This is a genomic window from Spirochaetota bacterium (assembly GCA_034190085.1).
Taxonomy (GTDB): Bacteria; Spirochaetota; UBA4802; order UBA4802; family JAFGDQ01; genus JAXHTS01.
Map to the genome: position 1 here is coordinate 1 of JAXHTS010000074.1, position 22,470 is coordinate 22,470.

General features: G+C 38.5%; 19 protein-coding genes. 7 read left to right on the top strand and 12 right to left on the bottom strand.

The window, feature by feature from the left end:
* The coding region (locus tag SVZ03_15370) for a helix-turn-helix domain-containing protein (GenBank protein ID MDY6935589.1) at positions 1-318 on the bottom strand (318 nt) is incomplete at its 3' end.
* A 493-nt stretch (positions 319-811) separates the two neighbouring features.
* On the opposite strand from SVZ03_15370, the gene SVZ03_15375 reads away from it, so the two are divergent.
* From SVZ03_15375 to SVZ03_15390, 4 genes are all read left to right on the top strand, one after another.
* Positions 812-2,467, top strand: coding sequence for a hypothetical protein (locus SVZ03_15375; GenBank protein ID MDY6935590.1), 1,656 nt, complete (start codon positions 812-814; stop codon positions 2,465-2,467).
* Positions 2,468-2,632: 165 nt separating this feature from the next.
* Entirely contained in the window at positions 2,633-3,571 is a 939-nt protein-coding gene (locus tag SVZ03_15380) for an MBL fold metallo-hydrolase (GenBank protein MDY6935591.1), read from the top strand.
* Positions 3,572-3,918: 347 nt separating this feature from the next.
* Positions 3,919-4,635 (top strand): carbon-nitrogen hydrolase family protein, encoded by a 717-nt coding sequence (locus SVZ03_15385; protein ID MDY6935592.1) that lies wholly within the window; start codon positions 3,919-3,921, stop codon positions 4,633-4,635.
* 102 nt (positions 4,636-4,737) lie between these two features.
* Positions 4,738-5,577: a metallophosphoesterase gene (locus SVZ03_15390; GenBank protein ID MDY6935593.1), complete on the top strand. Its 840-nt coding sequence runs from the start codon at positions 4,738-4,740 to the stop codon at positions 5,575-5,577.
* A 311-nt stretch (positions 5,578-5,888) separates the two neighbouring features.
* On the opposite strand, the gene SVZ03_15395 is transcribed toward SVZ03_15390, so the two are convergent.
* The 4 genes from SVZ03_15395 to SVZ03_15410 all read right to left on the bottom strand — a co-directional run bounded on the left by SVZ03_15395 (position 5,889) and on the right by SVZ03_15410 (position 11,027).
* Entirely contained in the window at positions 5,889-7,247 is a 1,359-nt protein-coding gene (locus SVZ03_15395; protein MDY6935594.1) for an MmgE/PrpD family protein, read from the bottom strand.
* A gap of 109 nt (positions 7,248-7,356) precedes the next feature.
* Positions 7,357-7,731, bottom strand: a complete 375-nt coding sequence (locus tag SVZ03_15400) for an MAPEG family protein (protein MDY6935595.1) — start codon at positions 7,729-7,731, stop codon at positions 7,357-7,359.
* Between the two features lie 332 nt (positions 7,732-8,063).
* Complete coding sequence (locus SVZ03_15405; protein ID MDY6935596.1) at positions 8,064-9,425, bottom strand: tetratricopeptide repeat protein; 1,362 nt, start codon at positions 9,423-9,425, stop codon at positions 8,064-8,066.
* A 363-nt stretch (positions 9,426-9,788) separates the two neighbouring features.
* Positions 9,789-11,027 (bottom strand): CoA transferase, encoded by a 1,239-nt coding sequence (locus SVZ03_15410; protein MDY6935597.1) that lies wholly within the window; start codon positions 11,025-11,027, stop codon positions 9,789-9,791.
* A gap of 309 nt (positions 11,028-11,336) precedes the next feature.
* On the opposite strand from SVZ03_15410, the gene SVZ03_15415 reads away from it, so the two are divergent.
* Complete coding sequence (locus tag SVZ03_15415; protein ID MDY6935598.1) at positions 11,337-12,050, top strand: SIMPL domain-containing protein; 714 nt, start codon at positions 11,337-11,339, stop codon at positions 12,048-12,050.
* A gap of 151 nt (positions 12,051-12,201) precedes the next feature.
* Here SVZ03_15415 and ispH read toward each other — a convergent pair whose 3' ends face one another.
* The 7 genes from ispH to SVZ03_15450 form a co-directional block, all read right to left on the bottom strand.
* A complete protein-coding gene (gene ispH / locus SVZ03_15420; protein ID MDY6935599.1) occupies positions 12,202-13,932 on the bottom strand; it encodes a 4-hydroxy-3-methylbut-2-enyl diphosphate reductase in 1,731 nt (576 codons plus the stop codon).
* A gap of 187 nt (positions 13,933-14,119) precedes the next feature.
* The gene (locus tag SVZ03_15425; protein ID MDY6935600.1) at positions 14,120-14,782 is read right to left on the bottom strand and encodes an SOS response-associated peptidase; all 663 of its coding nucleotides are present in this window, start codon (positions 14,780-14,782) and stop codon (positions 14,120-14,122) included.
* Between the two features lie 122 nt (positions 14,783-14,904).
* On the bottom strand, positions 14,905-16,248 hold the full coding sequence (locus tag SVZ03_15430; protein ID MDY6935601.1) for an MmgE/PrpD family protein: 1,344 nt from the start codon (positions 16,246-16,248) through the stop codon (positions 14,905-14,907).
* A gap of 150 nt (positions 16,249-16,398) precedes the next feature.
* Positions 16,399-17,208 carry an enoyl-CoA hydratase/isomerase family protein gene (locus SVZ03_15435; protein MDY6935602.1) on the bottom strand — a complete coding sequence of 270 codons (810 nt, stop codon included), beginning with the start codon at positions 17,206-17,208 and terminating at the stop codon, positions 16,399-16,401.
* A gap of 100 nt (positions 17,209-17,308) precedes the next feature.
* On the bottom strand, positions 17,309-18,097 hold the full coding sequence (locus tag SVZ03_15440) for an alpha/beta hydrolase (GenBank protein MDY6935603.1): 789 nt from the start codon (positions 18,095-18,097) through the stop codon (positions 17,309-17,311).
* A gap of 68 nt (positions 18,098-18,165) precedes the next feature.
* Entirely contained in the window at positions 18,166-19,005 is an 840-nt protein-coding gene (locus SVZ03_15445; GenBank protein ID MDY6935604.1) for an SDR family oxidoreductase, read from the bottom strand.
* Between the two features lie 579 nt (positions 19,006-19,584).
* Positions 19,585-20,523, bottom strand: a complete 939-nt coding sequence (locus SVZ03_15450; protein ID MDY6935605.1) for an SDR family oxidoreductase — start codon at positions 20,521-20,523, stop codon at positions 19,585-19,587.
* Between the two features lie 381 nt (positions 20,524-20,904).
* On the opposite strand from SVZ03_15450, the gene SVZ03_15455 reads away from it, so the two are divergent.
* Positions 20,905-21,354, top strand: a complete 450-nt coding sequence (locus SVZ03_15455; protein MDY6935606.1) for a desulfoferrodoxin family protein — start codon at positions 20,905-20,907, stop codon at positions 21,352-21,354.
* A gap of 128 nt (positions 21,355-21,482) precedes the next feature.
* A complete protein-coding gene (locus SVZ03_15460; GenBank protein ID MDY6935607.1) occupies positions 21,483-22,460 on the top strand; it encodes a hypothetical protein in 978 nt (325 codons plus the stop codon).
* Positions 22,461-22,470: the final 10 nt, after the last annotated feature.

A 22,470-nucleotide genomic window follows, 5' to 3' on the forward strand; every position in this document is an offset into this window, starting at 1 on the left:
ACTTTTAGCATCGGGATAGAGATTATCATTCAAATGTTTAGCAAGTTTGTTTTTTTGCTCTTCAGATAAATAACTCTCTTTTCCCCTGTAATTGTATCTTAATAGACCATCAAGGTTTTTTGTCCTATATATTTTATAGTAACGTCGAATTGTTGAATCATCGAGAAGAAGTATCTTGGCAATCTCATCATAACTGTAATCATGGTTCAGTAGAAGAATTGCTTTTATCTTATCTGCATTTTTGATGTCTCTTCTTCTTTTCGCTTCTCGATGGGCGTCTTTAAGCTTTTGGATTTGTTCTGTATTTAGAAAGTTCATATACTTTCTAAATCGTATAAATCGTATTAGCTCATTAAGAATTATTTCGTAAACTTATTGCGTTTTAGTATAACAGCAAATTCATACTGGGATAACAAATTTATAACAAGAGCTAAAGGCTGTTTCATTATTTTTTGACATTTGATGTGAAAATGATTATCTATTTATTAAAGCATTGTAAATTAAAAAATGAATTATACGCGATTTGTTTTACTCTATGAGGTTGCAATTCAAGGTGCTGTGAAATTTATCAATTAATCAAAATTATTATTGCAATAGCCCAATATATAGCTAAACATGCCCTATGATTTGATTGAATATCTTTATATTGAGAGGATTATAAATATATTCCATATTGTTGCCAACATGGAATACAAAAAAAGGATTGCTCAAAAATAGAGGTTAATAAGAATTAATTTCCCTTTTCGATTAACGAAACATTTAATAACAGCAACATCGATGTGGCAAATCTAAATATAAGGAGCATGTAAACATGATAACAAAGCGGGTAAATCTTAGTCGAATTAAATCAAGTATTTCGTCTATTATTATATGTTTTCTAATCCTCCCTTTTTGTGTTACAGTATGCAATAATGATAATTCAGGATCAAATATACCCTTACCTCCCCCGGGAGGTTCAGGTAATACAACTGTAACCCCTGATGGCGGGACAGTGACTGATCCTAGCGGGGCTTCTGTATCTATTCCTCCTGGCGCTCTGACAGAGTCGGTGGACATCTCCATTAAAACTTACAGCGACAATTCTTCATTACCCCCTGGTTGGTGCCCTGTGCCAGGTTTGGCCGGTGTGGTTGAGTTTGGTCCTGATGGTCTTACGTTCCAGAAACCTGTTACAGTAACAATCCCTGCTTCTAATCCGATGACACCCGGTGAAAAATTTCCTCTGCTACTCTGGGAATCTGAGAGTGACACTGTAGTTCAAACTGGTTTTATTGCATCAGTAAATGCAGATGGGAATTCATTTAGCGCGGAGGTCACTCATTTTTGCGGTTATGGAGGCATAGATGTCAACTACCTCATTGAGGGAGGCGATCCGGAAACCTTTCTGGATCTCTATGTTGAATGGTATATGAACGGTGGAGAAAGGATGAGGTCAGTTGCGGATTTTATAAAACTGGGAGACAAGAGAGCCAAGAACAATGAATGCTGGGAGGTGGTTGGGTTGGACTTTATCCTTGACTGGGAGATAAATGGCCAGAGAGACGGGATAATGAAACGGGTAGGAAGATCGACAGATAACGCAGATGCTCCATTGATCATGATTGCCGTTGATTGGGATATCAGCGATGGCAATTCAATGTCTGTATTTATCCAATTGACCATTGTCGCATATTATGATTGCACAGCGCCTGAAATGACGGTTAATGCAGCCCCCCCAACAGTCGCTAAGGGCGACATGTCTGAAGTGACATCTACGCTTCTATGCGAGGGAACGCCTATGGTTGACAAGGTGGTGCAATTTGAGGTGTCTTCAGGTCCTGGCGATGTTACTCCTGAAACTGCCTCAACATCATCAAACGGCAAGGCGCAGGTTACCTTCATCGCCGAGGATGACGATGCGGTTGTAAAAGCAACCCATGAGGCATGCATGGATGATACACCGAAATCAATTACAGGCGAGCAGAAAATTAAAATAGTACCCACTGAGTTTACTCTGGATATTTCCTATGATCAGACTATGGAGGAATACTGTGTAATTTATGATACAATTGTTTATAGTGGGTCCATTCCATTCAGTGTTACCGCCATCAATCCTGATGGATCTGGCAATCTTGATGGACAAGGCACGTGCATGTTTGGCGGAGACGGCCAGGGCTATGATCCAGATGATTGCTCAGTTGATTGCACATGGACAAAAGAAGGCGAAGTGGAGTTTACAATCACCGGCACATTGATAGTCTCTGAAACAGAAGATCCAAAGCTGGAGCTGACATTGTCACCTAATTTTGACACAACGATGACACTTTACTGTCCGGATGAACCTCCTCTTACATACCCCTATATGGTTGGAGGGGAGCCATATACATTTACCATTCCAATGGAGGATGGATACACAATTGATCATCAGGAGCAACCGTCACCACAAGTCAATACACATATAACGTATGTTCTTCACATTTTGGATTAAATAACACTTGACCAGTTGTCCCTATTCTTCAACAATTAGGAATTCCCCAATTTTTGGGGAATTCTATTCAGGATGATAAGCTATTGTCGTATAGATGCAACTCCCTAAAATAGAGTTTTTCCCGTTTGACAATAACCAGTCTTTTAGTAAATAATCGGATATGAAATGTCAGATAATGTAATTACAATCGATTGTCATCACTTCTTTCCGGAGGTGGCTGCTGCATATCTTTTAATTGAGGGCAGGAGGGCGGCTTTTATTGAAAATAATACCCAGTATGCTGTGCCAAGGCTATTATCTGCTCTAAGGGAACATGGTCTCAAACCTGAGGATGTAGAGTATATAATCATTACTCATGTGCATCTGGATCACGCGGGCGGAACATCAGCGCTTGCAAAGGAGTGCACGGAGGCTGTTGTGTTGGCTCACGAGAGGGCAGCTAGGCATGTTATAGATCCTGAGAAGCTTATTACAAGCGCCACAGCTGTATACGGTGAGGATAATTTTAAAAGGATTTTCGGAGTGATTGAGCCATTGGATGAAGGTCGTGTTCGTGTGGTTGAAGATGGCGAGACAATAAAACTTGGAGAGAGAAAGCTCAGGTTTATCTACACATTGGGACACGCAAAGCATCATATGTGTATCTATGATTCCCATTCTAATGGAATTCTTACAGGAGATTCATTTGGCATTGCGTTTCCAGCTCTACAAGGTGGAAAGAGATCATTTCTTTATCCATCAACCTCGCCCACTGACTTTGATCCTGAAGAAGCGCGAAAGAGCATTGATGCAATTCTAAATACTGGAGCGGATGTCGCCTATTTAACGCATTTTGGTCTTTTCAAGGAGATGAAGGAAGGGGCGGAGATGATGATAGAATATATAAATAAAATGGAAAATATCCTTAAGGATGCTATTAACTCTGGGAAGGATAGTGTTTGTCTGGAAAAATATTGTAAAGAAAGGGTTTTTAAATTTTTTAAATCTGAAATTGAGAGCAGAGGATTGCGGCTTTCACCGGAAATCCTTCAATATGTGAAGAGTGATATTGACCTCAATGCTCAAGGGATTGCTTTTATCGCACAAAAAAGAATAAACGAATAAGATCGGTAGTGTATGAATATATCGAATAATTAAATTATATCCTATGTTATTCCAGCTGTACTGTAGTGCTGGAATCTTCTGAATTTTTAAGGATATCATAAATTCCTGCATTCGCAGAGCCTGCACCTGTGCATGCGGGTGAATGACAACAGATATGATATTTTTAAAAAATTAAAACACCATCATAACATCTATAGCCTTTTGTCTTGACAGATAGAAACAGTGATATTATCTATATTACAAAATCGATCTCAGTCTCTACCTATGAGAGAAGAAAATAATCGGTACAAATACAGTTATATCAACCCCTTGTTTATATTAATACGATCGGTTATGGTATCTCCAAAATGCAAAGAGTAAGAGTAGCCCTCATCCAGAAACAGCTTGGCATAAGAATCACTCACAAGGATGCTGATGAGATAAGAAGTTTCAGGCCTCACTTTGTATGTTTCCCCGAATATTTTTTTGTGAATAAAAAGATTGGAACCAATCTACAGACAATCCACAACTTTAAAAAGCAGAGGAATAGAATTAAAACCCTCTCTAAATGCCTAAATACAGTAGTCATTGGTGGAACCACCCCTGAGATATCCGGAGGGGAAATATATAATACCTCATTTGTATTTGATAATGGAAGACTTCTCGGTTATTATCGAAAGCGAAATCTTTATTTTACAGAACATGAGGCTATCACTCCTGGAGACAGCTATAATGTCTTTTCTTCCTATGGGATAAAGTTCGGGATTCTAATATGCGCTGATGTTTTCAAGGATGATGGCTTTTTGGCAATGAGGGGACTGGGAGCTAGAATCGTATTTATTCCAACATACTCGCCGAAACGAATAGAGACTCCTGAAGAAAAATTTAAAAGAGATGTGGACATCTTTGTTCATGGCGCTTCCATTTCAGATGCGGTCATTGTAAAGGTATGCGGTGTCAAGTCAGAGTTTAGGGATTTCCTCCAGGCAAGAAGCCTTATCGCCGATAAAAACGAAGTGCTCTACAGGGTAAACCCTGATGAGGAGGAGAAGGAGATGATAATTAAAAAGGAAATTGTGATATAATTATTGCTGGGTCATTGAGCAATTATACAATATTATCTTCCAAACCTGATTGACTTTCCTGCTTTTCGGGAGATAAGGCAAATAAGATGATGGTGAATAACGATGTCTTGTGTGAGGCTTTTGCAAAGGAATGGCGTAAAGAGGGTAATTGCTGTAAGCGACATACATGGATGGTATAGGCCTCTGGTTGAGCTATTTGAAAGGGTAGGGATAATTGAGAGGGTTGATGAAGATGGAGGCAACACATTTAAGATAGGGGGAGATCGCCTTCAGTATAAGGGTAGCGAGACACTAATTATCATTCCTGGCGATTTTGTGGATGCGGACGCGGAGGGGCGAAAGGTCTTAGATCTAATCTCGAATCTGGAAAGGGAGACCTTGAGGACAGGAGGGGAACTCATAGCCTTGTTAGGTAATCATGAGAGAAATCTTTTACAGGAAGATCTGAGATATTGGGATCAAATTGAGGAATACTATGAATGGCTTGAGAGTAGGCCCTTGGTTGCAATTGTGAATAATGTATTATTCATTCATGGAGGCATAAGCAAGAAGGCCTATCATATGATTGAAGAGTCCTGTAGAGATGATGAGGATTTCGTTACCTGCTTCACACGAAGCCTTGAGGAGGATGCCAATATATGTTGGCAGGTCACCAACAGGACATTTGCCTTGCAGGATGAAGAAACCCTGAGCAAGATAATGGAAAGTATTCGTATTGAATATATGGTGATAGGGCATGCACCAATTTATGGCAAAAATCGGGAAGAGATTAAACTAGTAGGGCCCCAAATTGGGGGAAGGATGAGGGTCTTTAACATTGATGCTGATATGGGGGACTGGCATATTGAGGGTGAGATTATAAAGAAGGGAGGGGCGCTTTCCATGTGCTGGATGGATGATGGATTAGAGATAGAATATATTTACAGGAATAGTCAACTTTGATATACCAGTACAAAAAAACACAGCGCATCTGTTCTCATTCCATCAAATGCAGGAACCTATAACCTTCTAAAAAAACAGAAGATTCCGGTACTTCGGTCGGAATGACATAGGTGGACCTTGCTGGAGGATGATTCGAATATTTCCCAAATTGTGTTGATGACTACGCCTTTTCTCTGCACTCAGCGAAGATCAAGGCAGGCGCCACTCCCTTCAGCTTTACAATTCTAATTGATACTAACCAATATTACTAATTCCCCACGTATAAAATGATAATATTACAGGAGAACATAAAATCTATGCTTCCAATTGTATCAGGAAGCCGGGCTCTTGCCTCTGTATGTTAGGATGTCCATCAAAGTGACAACATCCTTCAACTCCTCCAGATTTGTAATAAGCTGTAATGACCGATCAACCTCTCCCTTGGGCATGATTAAAGAGGCACAGTCAGTATACTTGATCTCTGTATCGCTCATAGTCACGGGATTGTCCACAAAACCCTTTGGTGAATTAACTTTATGAGAGAGCACATTGCCATCGCGCAACGTCACTAACACCTCTGAACCTAAGGCTGTCTCTTCAGTGTTGTTGTACTTAGCCCTTTCAACCAATCTCTTAATCACAGGCTGATTAACCTTCTCATCAGTAAAGTGCTTTAGTCCTACTTCACCCTCCACAAGGGCAGTCGCCACACAATACTCATTGCTGAATTTGCCCTCTAGTCCGGTTTGAGGATTAGAATGAATTGTGGATTTAGCCAAACCCGGATTTATTCTAATCTCAATGTCCTCTATCTCTTCAGGATTGATATCGTAGTTTTTGTTTAAATACAAACCACAATCAATGGTGGCATGAGTGCCTGCGCAAGAGGGATAGGGTTTCATCGAGAGGTCCTTGGCCACGGTGTACTCCTCTCCTAATGACTTACCTATCTCATTAGCGTCAATCTCAGCCCCTCCTGCAAAGACTCTGCAAAATCCTTGCTCTCCTTCCAGGATGTTTTCATTTGCTGTAAAACCCTTTTTTGCCAAGATTGCGGCGACTACACCATTCTTTGCGGCATTCCCAGCATGAAGGGGTTTAGTCATTGTGCCAAAATTTTCCTTTAGACCATTTGATAGGGATGAGGCAATTCCGAGAGCCATTCTTGTTTGGTCGACGGTAAGATTCAACAGCTTGGCCGCAGCAGCGACAGCGCCGATGGCTCCTATGGTTGAAGTAGTATGCCAGCCTACCATATAGCTCTGCAAGCCGCATAACGGTGACACCGCAGCGCCGGTCTCAAAGCCAATAACATAAGAGAGAAGTATCTCCCTGCCGGATAGATGTAACTTCTCTGATATTGACAAAATTGCAGGGAGAAGCGCCACTGTAGGATGACCAACAAAGGCTGCTGCATAATCATCATAATCAAGGGAATGAGCGATGTTTCCATTTGCCCAAGCAGCCTGAGAAGCTGTGGTTTTGAGATTCCCGCCGATAATTCCAGCCTCAGCTACCCCACCCTCCTCTTTAATATATTCATTTAAGATTTTACACCCAGGATCATCACACCCTGCAAGCATAACCCCCAGACAATCAAGAATTGCCTGTTTCGAGCTGTTTATTGCCTCCTTGGGGATCTTCTCATAGCTTGTATCTGTTATAAACTGAGCTACCTTCTCTGTACCCATTGTACTCCTCCTTTCTGATAAATTATTATGAAAGACCTCTTTTCATATCTTTGATTATAATAATCCCTCAGCGGATTATTATGCTTTTATTGATATCCCTTTCAATAAATTATGCTGCCAATATAAACAGGGCCACCACACATCCTAAAGAACCCATCCATACAAGACTCCGCAAAGTCGCAAGATCAGCAATATAGCAGATTCCATAGATTATCCTGAGTATCAAGTATGCGATTGCGAGCCCATCAATCTGATTTTGAGCAACACTAAGTTGATGAGCAATAATAATAGCTGCTGCAAAGGGGGCAAATCCCTCGTAGGCATTCTCCTGTACCCAGTTGGCACGCTGACGGTATCCAGTAAGACTCGCTAGAAAATTGCGCGGTTGATTGTTGTTGAATCTCCTCTCCCCTGCCTTGGCAATGCCTGCAAATACCATTGGATAAAAAATCATTACGAATAAAATCCAATAAGCAAGTGTCATCTTTTTCCTCCCACTCTTTTATTTAAACTAAATATCACTAAAATAAAATATCTAAAAAAGTCAAGATATTACCTAATAAATAAAAAATTTTATATTGCCGCTCAATATTGGATATGAATAAAAAATTATCACTTCCAATAATTAAGCTAATTCACAGAGGTAATTTATGAGTTGCTTATACAGATAAGAGACTAAGGAATCAACGAATATGTAGGATTATTAGGGGTAAATGTTTATGATAATTTTATAAATTATTGTGAACCTCTATCCGTAAACCTAAGAGGTGTCATTTCGCGGTTGCATTGTTGAAATAAAATTCTGCATTTAACAAATTACAAAACAGGCCTATTTAATCTAATTTTTCCAATTATTCTACTAAGTTCATTCGAATCAATAAGCTCAACATTCCTTGAGGCCATTGCGTTCTTAACCTTTTGACTAAAGCCTGAGGTAGTAATATAAATGCAATTATTGCATTTTTCATTAACTGCCATTTTATAAAAGGCATCTACCTGATCAATCGATATTTCCCTAGTTGTTCTATTAAAATATATTATAGTAGATGGGTCATTCATCCTTTTAATATTAAAAGCTCGATATAAGTTTTCATTTTCATTTACCGTCTGAGTCGATGTGATGTTATAGTTCAGTCTTGCTATCAATTCGATTATTAGGGGTTGAAGCCCACTCATCGGTGTTGTAAAGAGTAATTTCATGGTTTCATTATTTAGTATTTCTTTATAGCCTTCTATTTTAGATTGAATATCTCGATATCCCGGTTTATCCCTTGCAATTTCCTGCCACTGAAACACGGCATCCTCTATTTCATTATTTTTCTCATAGCATTCAGCAAGAAGATATCTATAATCAAGGGACTCCTCCGCCTTCTTCTTAAGTTTATCCACTCCCAATTCAAGGGTTGCTATTGCCTCCCTATATTTTGACTGATGTAAATATATCTCTCCTAAATTATAAAGGCTATTAATAAAGAATTTATTATCACTTTTTGAATTCTCAAACATCTCAATTGCTGCATCAAAATCCTTCATATCCCTTTTAATAAGTCCCAAATAGTAATATGCCTCATGTTGATCCTTTAAAAATTCAATTACCTTGGAGAGAAATTGTTCAGCTTCATCGTATTGTGAGAGATGGTATAGGGATATTCCTAAGGGAAGGTAACAATCCATTTGGGATGGATCAAGCTCAAGGGCCTTTGTAAGATAGGCTAATGCGCTTTCAAATTGTCCCTGATTATATAAGGCCTGGCCAACCCTATTATTTGCCAATATGTCATCGGGATTTAATGTCAGCAGTGCTATATATTCTTGAACCTCCCTTTGCCATTGACCGGTTTTATTATATAGCATTGCCAGTTGGCTGTGTATCTCTTGTTCACTCACAAATTTTTTATAATCAGTAATGGATTGGATACTATTTAATTCAGCTATCGCCAGAAGATATTGCTTCTGATCAATGTAGATTTGAACTCTTAAGTATCTTGCTGGAACATGATCATTCTTTTTTTCTATGATTTTCTTTACAATCTCGGATGCTTTTTGATAATCGTTATTGTTTATATATTCCTCTGCATTTCGCAGTCGTGCGGTCAGTTGGGCAGAACCAAAAACAAAAAAAACCAAAAAGCCAATGGGAATGATTATCAAAAATAGGTAATAATAGATTGATATCATGGTATTTATTCTGAATTCACTGCGATGTCACTCAATTATTTCTGCACAGAAATTATTCATCAGAGATTCGATATTATTCCAATATAAAATACTATACGTCATAAAATGATACAAGGCAACCACAATTTCATTGCCAATTTGTGAAGGATTATATCAAAAGTCTTGGAAGATATATTGAAAGGGATGAATGATGTATTTAAAACAACGGGAATAGTACTCGAGGTTTGAATCAAAAGAAAATCACCTACATTGCTTGCAGTCACTTAATTGATGTATCAGGATATCATTTAACTATGTATCATCTAACATAGAGATTACATCTAAGATAATGAAAGAAGGGGTTTGTAATATAAAAGCATTCTATTATATTACTTTTTCTTCCCTTAAATTCTGAATCTCTTTATCTGAAAATCCCATCTCTTGAAGTATTTCATCAGTATGCTCCCCAAGGGTAGGGGCTGTTTTATCCATTCCAGCACTATAGTCACTAAAATGAACAGGATATCCCGGAATCTTAATATTACCAAGATCAGGATGCTGAAAATCAGTAATATATTCATTCTCCAATGCTTGAGGATCAACTAAAACATCCTCAAAGTTCTGTATGGGACAGAACATCAAACCATGTTCAACAAATAATTCCATCCATTCATCTAACATCTTAGTGGCAAAGACCTTGTCAAAAATTTCTACCAGTTCAGCACAATTTTCTCTTCTTTTTTCTTCATCGCAAAAACGTGAATCATCAATGAGATGCTCTTGGCCAGCAGCTCTGCATAATGGTTCCCAATATCTTTCAGGAGGATGATGAACACCCATTACCCATTTGCCATCCTTGCTGCAGAAACAATTGCGAAGGGGAGAGTTGTGTTCCCTGTCTAAGACGCCGCTCAATGTGCCAAATCTTGCCAAGCTGTTTGCCATTATGTTAGCGCTCATAAGCCAAATACCCGTACTGTATAGGGATACATGTACCTCTTGACCCGTTCCAAATCTCTCCCTTGCTAAAAGTGCTGTAAGTATTGCATGGCTGGCTGCAATTGCAGTAGATTGATCTAGGACTGCAAGGTGTATTAGGCTTGGCATCATGCTATTCGCGGCAAACATCATTCCAGATTTTGCCTGTCCTAAGGGATCATAGGCCCCCATGTCGCATACTGGTCCCTCAGGACCAAAACCCGAAACGCTTGCATAAATAATTTTTGGGTTAATTTCGGAAATTTTTGTGTAATCTAAGCCCTTTTTTATTTTAGTACTTTTGCGAAGATTAGTAACAAAAACATCACTATCCTTCAAGAGTTGATTAAAAATATTTCTCCCCTTTTCCTGACCTATGTCCAGTATAATTCCCCTCTTGCCACGATTAGAATAATCGAACATTAGATTGCGATCATGGGGAAGTTGGAAAGATATGTTCCCTGCATCAACCCAGCCCCGCAAGGGATCACCTGCTTTAGTCTCTATCTTAATTACTTCAGCGCCAAGGTCACTCAATATGGCGCTGGCGCCCGGCCCAGCATGGAAGATGCCATATTCAAGCACTCGAATCCCATCCAAGGGCTTCGTTCCATTTTGTGTTTTATTATCTTTATCCTGATTCATTTACTACCCCCCCAATATGATGAGCGACTGCACCACTCAAATAATAAGACCTATATGTATGTTTATAATTTTATCTTACTTGAATTCCTTAATTATTAATGTAATTTATTGCCGATTTTTACAAGAGCCCGGATATCAAAATTCTTTAATAATTGATCTATTTAATTAATAAGGCTACTTAAGTCAAGGATAAATAATAGATACATCTTGAGTAAAATAATTGTTTTCTTGACAGTTGATTTTCTTAAAGCGAGAATCTACTCAAATAAGCACTTCGCTATTGTATCATTATATTCATGGGAGAATCATATGCAGGAGAATAATAAAACAAACGCATTTATATTTGGGGTATCTATATTTTTGGGTTTGGCTATACTAGGCCATCTGCTGGCCAGCGCGGTTATTAAATTTAAGGAGTATGAGCGCACCGTCATTGTCAAGGGGCTATCAGAGCGTGAATATGAGGCAGATATAGTTATTTGGCCAATTCAGTTCACTATAGCAAGCAATGTTCTAGGAAACCTTTACAACTCAATCGAATCTAACGCCTCAAAGATCAAAATATTTCTTGAGTCAAATGGTATCAATTCCAATGAAATATCTTTCTCTTCACCAGCAATCACTGATAAATCCGCCCAGCAATATGGCAATAATTTCAAGGCAGAGTTTCGCTACACCGCGCTTCAAACAGTTACGGTTTATTCAAAGAATGTCAAGGATGTTCGTGCTGTTATGAGTTCACTATCTAAGCTTGGGAAAAAGGGAATAGTATTTACAGATAGCAACTATCAGATAGAGTATATCTTTACAAGGCTAAATGAAATAAAACCGGAAATGATAGCGGAAGCAACGAAAAAGGCGAGAGAAGTTGCGCAAAAATTTGCAGCCGATTCTCAGAGCGAACTTGGAAAAATCAAAAAGGCTTATCAGGGGCAATTCAGCATAAGACCGAGGGATAAAAATAATCCGCATATTAAGAGGGTACGTGTTGTATCCACTGTTGAATACTATTTATCAGATTGAGGATAAATATAATTCACCCAGACACAAAGAAGCGCTGCTCTCTCGTTCTTATAGTAATATTAGCAGAGATTTCCTCTAAATCAAACAATAACTACTTAACTTAATTGAAGTCATAGGTTTTAACAAGCAATCAATACAGCTAACAACTCCTTTAGTAATAGACAGTTATAGCGATTAGGTATAATACAATAAAAAGAAGAAGATTCAATTCAACCAAGAATTCATACTTGAGTGATATGAGGTAATTTAACCGTAAAAAAAAGATAAGTAAGACACAATAGTAGATGATAGTAAATGAAAAAAATGTCATTATGTAATAAGAATGAATTAAGCTACTAATAACATATATAATAAGTGATATAGCTGAGATGCCAATGCTGATCAACCTTGTAATCCGAGCGCCCTGTCGTATAGGAAAACTCTCCTTGCCCTGGATTATATCCCCCTGATGGCTGATTATGCTGAGCAGGATATTCCTCATTAAGAAGAATGTATAAAGGAACAATAGAAGTGGTAGTGTTAGGGACAGATCAATCCCAAGATGCATTGCCGGTAATATAGCTGATATAACCATCCATATACCAGAGGTAATAAAGATTTGCGCATTATAAAGCGATTGATAAAACCCATCTTTAGTCTTATGGATTATATTACCCATTATTCCGGTTAAAGGGATCAATCCAAAAAGTGTTGATACATAAGTTACAATAATTGGCCAATCATAATTGAGTGTTAACAAAAAGGATATGAATAAGGAGCTAAAGGAAAGGAAGAGAAAGGACTTCTTCCATTTGTTATATAGTGAAAACTTATAGGGATTACTCGTCTTTAGATAATTGATTTGAGAATAATTACTGATTGTATTAACTGAAAGAAAATAGAAAAAGCTTAGAAAGGAGAGCCTGTAATCAATTGCCTTCAATAAATATAACTGCACAAAGCATGTAATAAAGAATGATGTAATAGCAAAGAGGATATTTGTTCGTACAAAAAATTCAATAGAACGCTTTAAAAGAGAAATTATGATATTGCTTTTCTGATATTTAAAATCATAGAGACAATCTAGAACATTATTAATTATCCATCCCGGCGTTGAAGCTCCAGCCGTTACTAGAACATGAATGACATCATTAAAGTCATGGTGCTTAAGGTCTTTCTCTGTCTCTATATGAAGGGTCTTGATCCCTTGATCGATTCCAATTTGTGCAAGCCGTTTTGTATTAGCCGAGTTTTTCCCCCCAACCACAACAAGCGCATCAATCCCATGTTCAATAGCATATATTACATCCCCCTGCCTTTTGTAGGTGGAATCACATATGGTATTGAAAACAATTATATCAGGAAATTTTTCTTTTAATAATAATTCTATCCTATTGAATAGCATGCTATCAAAGGTTGTTTGTGATACGAGTATCAGCTTTTCCTTCAAAGCAATTTTGTCTATATCACCTATATCTGTAATAATAAAGGCTCCTGAGGTAGCATAACTCATGAGACCTATCACCTCTGCATGATTCCTGTCTCCAGTGATAAGAGTAAAATATTCCTCCTGTGCATATCTTTTGATGATTCCCTGAACCCGAGCAACCCTTGGACAAGTGAGATTTATACATCTGGATGCTTTCTCCCTAATCTCGTTTTGAATATCAAATGTAACGCCGTGAGTTCTAATTGCAACAGTCCGATTATCTATCGCATCAAGATTATCTATTGTAATAAGCCCTCTGCTTTTGAGAACCTCTATGGTCTGAGGATTGTGAATCAATGGTCCATAGACACTAATATCTTCATTACCGCTATTTATCTCATTAACGATTCGCAGGACAGCGTTTTTAACTCCCATACAGAACCCGGAGTTGGATGCAAGGCTGATTTTCATCATAACATTATTATCTTATGTACATATAATATGCTAAACTTGGAATGACTTTTACTAAGCTTTTGATGAGAAAAGGCAACCAAAAAAGATAAATCAAGCGTATCTTTATAACAGCTGCTCGCAATGAATGGTGTTTTCTCATTTGATTTATGGATTAACATTATTAGAAATATTTTAATAATAAGTAAATCTAAATTGGTTTAATGCATTCTGGTGAATTGTTTTTCGGGGAATTTACATATGTAGATACCTCATATCCCTCCATTTTATGAGACTCATCTGTATTAAGCATGGGAAGTAATAGCTTCTTATCCTCAATAGCAGAGTTAAGCCATATATACTCATCCTCTTTATTTATAATTGCTGGCATGCGGTTGTGGATCTGTTTCACTAACTCATTAGCCTCAGTAGTAATAATTGTACAGGTGTTAATTGGCTCTCCTTTTTTGGGTATCCAGGTCTCATGCAGACCGGCAAATCCCATTGGCCTTTCAGATCTTTGGCGTAAAAATACAGGAACCTTCATTTTCCCATCCCTTCGCCATTCATAAAATCCATCCGCAACAACCAGGCACCTACGGCTTCTAAAGGCGTATTTATAACTCGGTTTTGTATAAATCGTTTCAGCACGCGCATTGATCATCCTTCTCCCAATAGAGGGATCCTTTGCCCAAAATGGAATGAGACCCCACTGAAATTGATGAAGCCTTCTCGTTCCATCATCTATGATTATGGCCACATCCTGTCCCGGCGCAACATTATAGCTTGGTTTGAGATCGAAGGTTACCTCTTCAACCTCAAACTCTTCTTCAATTACAGCCTTGCTGCATATTTGTGCAAAACGACCACACATAAAAAACTATAACTTTATATCATTAGTATTGAGAAGCGGATATTATTTACTATTGTGCATATCATAATGTCAAGGCAATAAAGTGAGGAATGGGGTGGTCTTTGCATAACGAAATCGATTGGTTAGCATATAATTTTCATTAACTCTGAAATATCCTTCACATCCTCCAGGTTATCGAACATTGATACACTCTTATCTATGTTATCCTTGGACAGGAGAAGACTGGCACACCCTCTATATTTCTCCACCATCTCTACTTGAGAGAGCGGATTATTGGGGTATCCCCTGGGGAGTTCTATGCGTTTAGACAGCTTCGTCCCATTGGTTGATTCTACATCAATTTTAGTAGCAAAGAATGGTATTTCATCATCAATATTGATAACAATCCTATCAATGATATTTTTTATCTCTTGTTCATTAACTCGTGAATCCGTAAAGTCATCAAGCATAAGCTTGCCATCCCTCAATGCCCTGGCAATGCAATATTCAACGCTAAATTTAGCCTCCAGGCCTGTTTGGGGATTATGATGAAGCATTACAGAATTCATCATATTATTGAAGGAACATACTATCTCTTTTATATCCTCTTGTTTAAGATTATGTTCTTGAACCATATTGAGCATAATCTCAATTGCTGAATGGGTCTCTGCACAACTGGAGTATAGCTTAAATGCGATGCCTGTTTTTACAATTTCAAAGGTCTTGCCAAGATTTTCCACAATGCTTTCCAGTGGCGGAAAGCCATTACCTCGATATACCTGAAAGAACCCTAATGGGGCTTCAAGTATATCCTGGTCAGCAGTGAAACCCCTTTTAGCCAGCATTGCTGAGGTTACGCCACTCCTTGCGGCATTGCCCGCATGGAATGGTTTTGTCATGGTACCAAAGTTTTGTCTCAATCCAGCGGTCTGAGAAGCAGCCATCCCCATCGCAGTTCTTACTCTTCTGGCATCTAATTTCAACAGCCTTGCGCTCGCAGCTGCGGCTCCAATTGTTCCGGTTGTTGATGTGCCGTGCCATCCCCTAGCATAATGATCGCCATTCAGAACAATGCCTATTCTCGCTGCAACCTCAAGCCCAATAACATAGGCCTCGATAAGCTCCCGACCTGATGCTTTCAGCATTTCACCCAATGAAAGGATAGCAGGAAATAGCGGCACACTAGGATGGCCAAGTACAGCAACACAGATGTCGTCAAAATCTTCAGCATGTGCCATTATTCCATTAGCAAATGCAGCCATCTCTGGGCTAGTTTTAAGTTTTGGGCCAATCACAGTGGAAATAGGCAAAGCTCCCATATCCACAACATAATCTGTAATAATCCTTCCTATCTCCTGTTTTGCTCCAACAAAAGCGCATCCTGTACAATCCATCATTGCATTTTTGGCAGTCCTTATTCCCTGTGCTGGTATATCATCAAATTTTGTGTTTACAACAAAATCTGCTAATTTCTCAGTAGTATTCATCCTCTCATCCCTCCTTAATCCTTAATATGTTTTTCAAAATCATACCTGTAATAAATCAACTTAATACGAAATTGTAGTAATTAATAATATATTATAAAGCAACCTAAAAAGGCACTTCCTTCTTCTTCGGGAGGATAAGGAGTCAATGATTCAGCAACCGCTGAAATTAGGTGTCCGTTTTTCGAGGAAAGCGGTCATCCCTTCTATTGCATCGGATGATCTTATAAGATTGGACTGTATCTTTGCCACCCTATCAAGCGATGCACCTGTATTGAGAAGATCCTTAGCAGCGGCTAAAGCAAGCGGCGCTCGACTGATAAGCTTCTCCGTTAGTTCTTGCACTGCCTTATCAAGATCATTTCCTTCAACAACCTGATTGACCAGACCGATATTTACAGCTTCCTGAGAACTGATGAGATCTCCTGTCATAATTATTTCCTTTGCCCTTGCAAGGCCTATGAGAAGGGGGAGTCTGGTGGTTCCGCCTAGGCCTGGAATTATACCAATTTTTACATCCGTCAATCCAAGCTTCGCCCCTTTTGATGCAATGCGAAAGTCACAAGCAAGGGCCAATTGCAGTCCTGCACCAACGGCATGACCATTGATTGAGGCAATCGTGGGTTTTGGAATATTCTCGACCCTATCGAACACGCCCTGAATATTTTTCATGCCCTGGGCGATTACATCATCGTCGTTATTAGCATCAACAGGGATTTCAGCATGATTTTGTCTGCTCATTACACCTGAAAGATCGGCGCCACAGGAGAAAGCCCGCCCAGCCCCCTTAAAGACGACCATACGTATATCCCGCTCGTTCGAAACGATCTCTGCTACCTGTCTCAAGCCTTCAAACATATCCATATCAAAGGCGTTAAGTTTTTCAGGCCTGTTGAGAGTAACATTTAAGACTGATCCCTGCTGATTACAGATAAGATTTTTAAGTTCGGGTATCTTAATCATATCTCCTCCACAATAAATTTTCTCCCATGCTAATTATAATTCACTTACAGAACTATTCGAAAGGATGGATATTAATGAACAGCGCTGATAAAAGTAACCGCTATAGCCTTTCCACAAACTCAAAAACCAACCCATTAAATAGATCCGGCGCCTCAATAGCAGCGGCATGACCTGTAGGCAGTATCTTAAGTTCAGAGTCATTTATATCCCTTTTCATAGATTCAGCAATGCTCACTTCCATAAATGCATCATTCTCTCCGGCAATGATCAACACCGGGCATTTTAACTGACTTAAATCAGGCGTAGCCTCAAATTCTGAGAACATCGCCTGCATAACTGCTGGATATGAGGATGGATCATTCTGCATCTTAATTTCCATGTACTTCTTGAATTCTGATGGTTTTCTCTCTTTATAATCAGGAGAAAAAGAGCCAACAGCCATCATCTCAGAAATAGCTTTGTTATCGCCCTTCTCGAGAATATCCATCATTAATTTTGCTCTATCTTCCATTTCCGCTGTTCTTGATCCTCCCACAACACTATTGGCAAATATTAATCCTCTGGTCAATTCAGGATGCTTAAGTGTAAATTTCAGACCTATCCGTCCTCCCATAGAATATCCAAGCACACAGACAGATTTAATATTAAGGGCCATAAGCAATTCATAGAGGTCATCAGCAAATATATCCATTGAATAGGAAGCGGCTTCTGTTTTTGTCTTCCCAAAGCCTCTGACATCATAGGTAAGAACCCTGTAATTTTCTGCAAGCGCCGGTACTTGATGATACCACATATTCAGATTGTCACTGAAGCCATGAATCAGCACCAAACAAGCGCCATTTCCAGTTAATTCATAGTTTGTCTCTACTCCATTTGTCTCAATTAGCATATTCCCCCTCCCTTATTATTCAATAAAAGATATTCTTTTGAAATAGGTGGCAATAATTTACTTCATATTTATTGCTTGGCTTTGATGTCGAATATTTTGTATAAATAATCCCTACAATATACGTATGATAAAATCTTAAAATATAATTCAGGAAGATAACGTTTAAATCTCCATGCGAACTTCCCATCCAATTGAGTAATCACATACATGCGCTTTTTCTTTATGGATTTCACTACATGCTGTGCAATCCTCTCAGGAGTGACTGAGGCCTTCTCCATACATGCTTCAAAAAACTTTCGTTGTCCTTCATCAGTACAGATAAACTGATCCATTAGATTGCTTTTAAAAAAGGTTGGAGCCACCACAGTAACGCCAATATTCTTCTTTGCAAGTTCAACACGAAGAGTCTCAGACAGGGAGATGACACCCGCCTTGCAAACATTATAACTGCTCATCTCAGGTAATGAAACAATGCCTGCACTTGATGCGATATTAACAATATAACCTTCCCCCTGTTCTGCAAGCACTGGAATAAAGGTTCTACATCCATATATTACACTCTTGAGGTTTTCGTTTATAATCCAATCCCAATCTTTTACTCCAATTTTCTCCATATAACCGGCGGCAGCTACGGCTGCATTATTAACTAAGATATCAATGCCACCCCATTCTTTTTTGAGAATTTTCGCAATTCTGTCAAACCCTGTGGCTCTTTTTACATCACAGATTATTTCAAAACCTTCTCCCCCCTTCTTGTTGACAAGCTCCACTGTCTTTTTTGCCCTATCCTGATTTATGTCAGCTACAGCAATTCTACATCCCTCCTTTGCGAATTCGATTGCCATTGCTCTTCCCAAACCACTACCAGCTCCTGTTATTAGGATTCTTTTGCCAGCAATATGAACCATTTCATCTCTCCTTATATAATTCAACAAGTCATTACATCAATAACTATAATTTCTTTGAGAACCCTTATAGATTGATGTTTAATATTATTAATGGCAACAAGCCACTCAATTTCTCTAAAACTCTTGTAGTTTATAACTCCAAAATAAATTCAAATACAAACAGAGTGATTCTGTTGTTATTCAGTGTTCATAATATTTAACGGACTCAATACTAATTATTGCCATCTACCTTAAGATGTAATCTTCATCCTCAAAATGACAGAATAAAAAAGACTAAGCTGGATATCTACCAACTTCAACGGTTGAAATCCAAACTTAGCCTTAGCGGGACTATTAACTTCACCCTTAATAATCCATTAGCATATCGTTGTGTTCAGCAGTTGGATTATTTTAGTATAATACAACTGCTGAATAATACTGATTAGATTATAACTAATAAAAAATATTATTGTAACAAATTGTTTTGTGATTAAGGAGGCATCAGCCCTTGTGCTATTGATATAAGGCCCCCCTTCTCCTGATTTCATATATTTTTGTTAATAGAGCCTCCCAAGATTTCCGAATATAAGTCGATCATATTTAACCTAAAATTTCAGAAAACACAGAAGTTAAGTCCTCTGGCGGCGGGGCTTTTTTGACCATTTCTCCAACCTTAGGGCCAAGCTCCTTTGGCTCCCATCTAGCTTTTCCCTTCGAGATGCTGCCAACTGTATGCCATCCCTGAAATAACCATACCTTATCTCCACCTACCCTAAATACACGTCCCGTTACATCTTTAGCATCATCGCTAGCCAAATAAATTGCCATTGGAGCAACGTTGTCTGGATGCTGAAAGTCAAACTCTCCTTCTGGAACCGGCTTCCCCAACATTTCCGCGGTTTGTGGTGTAGCATCAACAGTTAATCTTGTCCTTGCCATAGGAGCGATCGCGTTGCTTGTAACACCATATCTTGACAGTTCCCCAGCACATATAACAGCCATTGCCGCTATTGCTGCCTTTGCTCCACCATAGTTGGTTTGTCCAGGATTTCCCAATAAGCCGGCATCTGATGTCATACTCACTATTCTCGGATTAAGGATATTGCCTGCCTTATGCTGATCCCTCCAATAGGCGCTGGCATGTCTCATACAGTTCCATGTTCCTTTGGCATGCACAGCAAATACTGCATCAAACTCCTCTTCTGACATCTTAAACACCATCCTATCCCTTAAGATGCCTGCATTATTAATCAAAATATTCAATTGACCGTAATTATCCACTGCAGTCTGAATAATGCGCTTAGCCCCTTCAAAATCTGACACACTCTCATAATTTGGCGCTGCTTCTCCGCCATTCTTCTTTATCTCATCTACTACCTCATCCGCAGGACTCTTTGCTCCACCTGATCCATCAAAATGTCCGCCAAAGTCATTAACTATTACCTTTGCTCCTTCTTTGGCTGCGAGCAAAGCTATACCACGGCCAATACCACGACCAGCACCAGTAACTATTGCCACCTTGCCATCCAATATACCCATTACTTTATACCTCCCTTTATTCATTAATAATTTAATTAGAAGCCTATAGGTGATTCAGGATTATAATACTATAAGTCGATATGTATCATCCTACCTTCTAACAAGAATTACAATTTTTAGATAATGAACATTAATTTCAACTTTTTTTTCTGTTTTATAGAAAGAAAAGTAGTAACATCTTCAGAATTTACAGGGTGGTGCTGTAATCTATGCAACTGGCGAGGATTATGACACTTTTAAGGGTTAAGAGGGACATAACCTTTTATTATAAAATCCTTGGTTTCATGAGGGCTTTATGATAAAAGTTCCTTCAATATATCAAAATAATAGAAAAATATTAATATTGACAATTCCCGAGAGAACTATACAATATTTAACATAATGAGAAAGAGAAAATATATTATATCCTTCATGTATGTTTTATTGATTCTTTTTCTTCCACAATGTGGCGAGATGAGCAACAACGAGGGTGTTGATGAAGGAGATATATCCAACAACCTCTCAAAGGAGCCCAAATATTATACTTCCGGGAATGAGGGCCGGTGGGAGTCACAAGCTGATTCCCATACTCCAATTATTACATTTAATAACAATGATAAAAATACTATTGAGGTTTGCATTCCATTTCTTCCCAGGAAAAATCCCCGTCATTTTATTGAGGTGATCGCTCTTATGCAGGGGGAAAAACAGATCGCTTCGAAAAAAATTCCATTCTCTTTATCAAGAGCAAAAGCCACATTTACATTACCCGACCCAGATAGAGCTGATTATTGGATTGTTGCTAAATGCAATCTTCATGATATGTGGAAAGCTCCGGTTAAAAGAAAATGAACTAATTAACATATCTTTATGGCAAGATATATGTAACCATCCAAAAATCACCACCAGAGGCGGTGTTTTTATAAGACAATTTATCCTGATAAAGAAACTTCAACTAATCATAAATTATGAATTCAAAATTGAAATATATTAGGTTCAATTATATTCAGCTAAGACAAGCCTTCATTGCTTCTTTAATCCTAATTATCGGAATCGGATGTTCTGCTGATCTGGAAGATTTCATTCCGAATTCTCTTGGAGAAAAGAAGGAGGCGATTCTGCAAAAAAGAATAAAGGGGAACATGAGTCGTGAGTTATTCAATAAAAATAAAATCTTAAACAAATTGCTAACAGAATTTAGTCCTTCTCAAATAAGCGGCGGGATCTACAATTATAGTGGTATTATAATCTACTTTGGTGTTGCAAAATATGCAAATGCTGATGAAGGCTATGGGGTCTATTCTGGATTAACAGCAATTCCTCGGGAGCGATGGGAGTACAATGATGGTGAAATATCTTATAAAGCGCCTTTTGTTGCAGGATGGAAGGGAATTTATGCATTCTGGTTTTATTCTTCCACAAACCCCACTACCTATTCATCTTTTTACAGGAACTACGGAGAAGAATTGCTGGAACGGATCAAGATATCGCATAACTCAAAAATAAGCAATCGCGCTTATCATCACAATCTTTTGCCCTTGGAGAACCGCTATAAAAACTCAATATTCTATACTAAATCCCGCATTATTTATGGCATTGATTTTGAAAATGCCTATGGCGCCACTTATCAGCTTGGGAGGAATGCTGCGCAAGTATATATTGGAAAATTCGATTCAGAGGACGCGGCTAAGAGTAAATTATTAGGTTGGATCGATCTGTTAAAAAATAGATCTAAAAAACCACAACCCTTTACTATTATGATAGGCAGCCCTGAAAAGGCCTTTTATTGGGAAGAGAATTCAGGAACACAGGCAATATGCCAATATAGGTGGATGATCTTTTTGATCAATGATCTTCCTCATCTTACCTTTGCAGAGAATATTATTCGCAATATATACAGGAATATTCAAAGTAACAGGGATGAGATATTACCTAAACAGGATAATAAGGGTAACTAATAATTCGCCC

Bases quoted from the DNA above. Each gene is read 5' to 3' on its own strand.
- SVZ03_15375 (MDY6935590.1), top strand. From the start codon at position 812: ATGATAACAAAGCGGGTAAATCTTAGTCGAATTAAATCAAGTATTTCG.
- SVZ03_15380 (MDY6935591.1), top strand. From the start codon at position 2,633: ATGTCAGATAATGTAATTACAATCGATTGTCATCACTTCTTTCCGGAG.
- SVZ03_15385 (MDY6935592.1), top strand. From the start codon at position 3,919: ATGCAAAGAGTAAGAGTAGCCCTCATCCAGAAACAGCTTGGCATAAGA.
- SVZ03_15390 (MDY6935593.1), top strand. From the start codon at position 4,738: ATGTCTTGTGTGAGGCTTTTGCAAAGGAATGGCGTAAAGAGGGTAATT.
- SVZ03_15395 (MDY6935594.1), bottom strand. From the start codon at position 7,247: ATGGGTACAGAGAAGGTAGCTCAGTTTATAACAGATACAAGCTATGAG.
- SVZ03_15400 (MDY6935595.1), bottom strand. From the start codon at position 7,731: ATGACACTTGCTTATTGGATTTTATTCGTAATGATTTTTTATCCAATG.
- SVZ03_15405 (MDY6935596.1), bottom strand. From the start codon at position 9,425: ATGATATCAATCTATTATTACCTATTTTTGATAATCATTCCCATTGGC.
- SVZ03_15410 (MDY6935597.1), bottom strand. From the start codon at position 11,027: ATGAATCAGGATAAAGATAATAAAACACAAAATGGAACGAAGCCCTTG.
- SVZ03_15415 (MDY6935598.1), top strand. From the start codon at position 11,337: ATGCAGGAGAATAATAAAACAAACGCATTTATATTTGGGGTATCTATA.
- ispH (MDY6935599.1), bottom strand. From the start codon at position 13,932: ATGATGAAAATCAGCCTTGCATCCAACTCCGGGTTCTGTATGGGAGTT.
- SVZ03_15425 (MDY6935600.1), bottom strand. From the start codon at position 14,782: ATGTGTGGTCGTTTTGCACAAATATGCAGCAAGGCTGTAATTGAAGAA.
- SVZ03_15430 (MDY6935601.1), bottom strand. From the start codon at position 16,248: ATGAATACTACTGAGAAATTAGCAGATTTTGTTGTAAACACAAAATTT.
- SVZ03_15435 (MDY6935602.1), bottom strand. From the start codon at position 17,208: ATGATTAAGATACCCGAACTTAAAAATCTTATCTGTAATCAGCAGGGA.
- SVZ03_15440 (MDY6935603.1), bottom strand. From the start codon at position 18,097: ATGCTAATTGAGACAAATGGAGTAGAGACAAACTATGAATTAACTGGA.
- SVZ03_15445 (MDY6935604.1), bottom strand. From the start codon at position 19,005: ATGGTTCATATTGCTGGCAAAAGAATCCTAATAACAGGAGCTGGTAGT.
- SVZ03_15450 (MDY6935605.1), bottom strand. From the start codon at position 20,523: ATGGGTATATTGGATGGCAAGGTGGCAATAGTTACTGGTGCTGGTCGT.
- SVZ03_15455 (MDY6935606.1), top strand. From the start codon at position 20,905: ATGAGAAAGAGAAAATATATTATATCCTTCATGTATGTTTTATTGATT.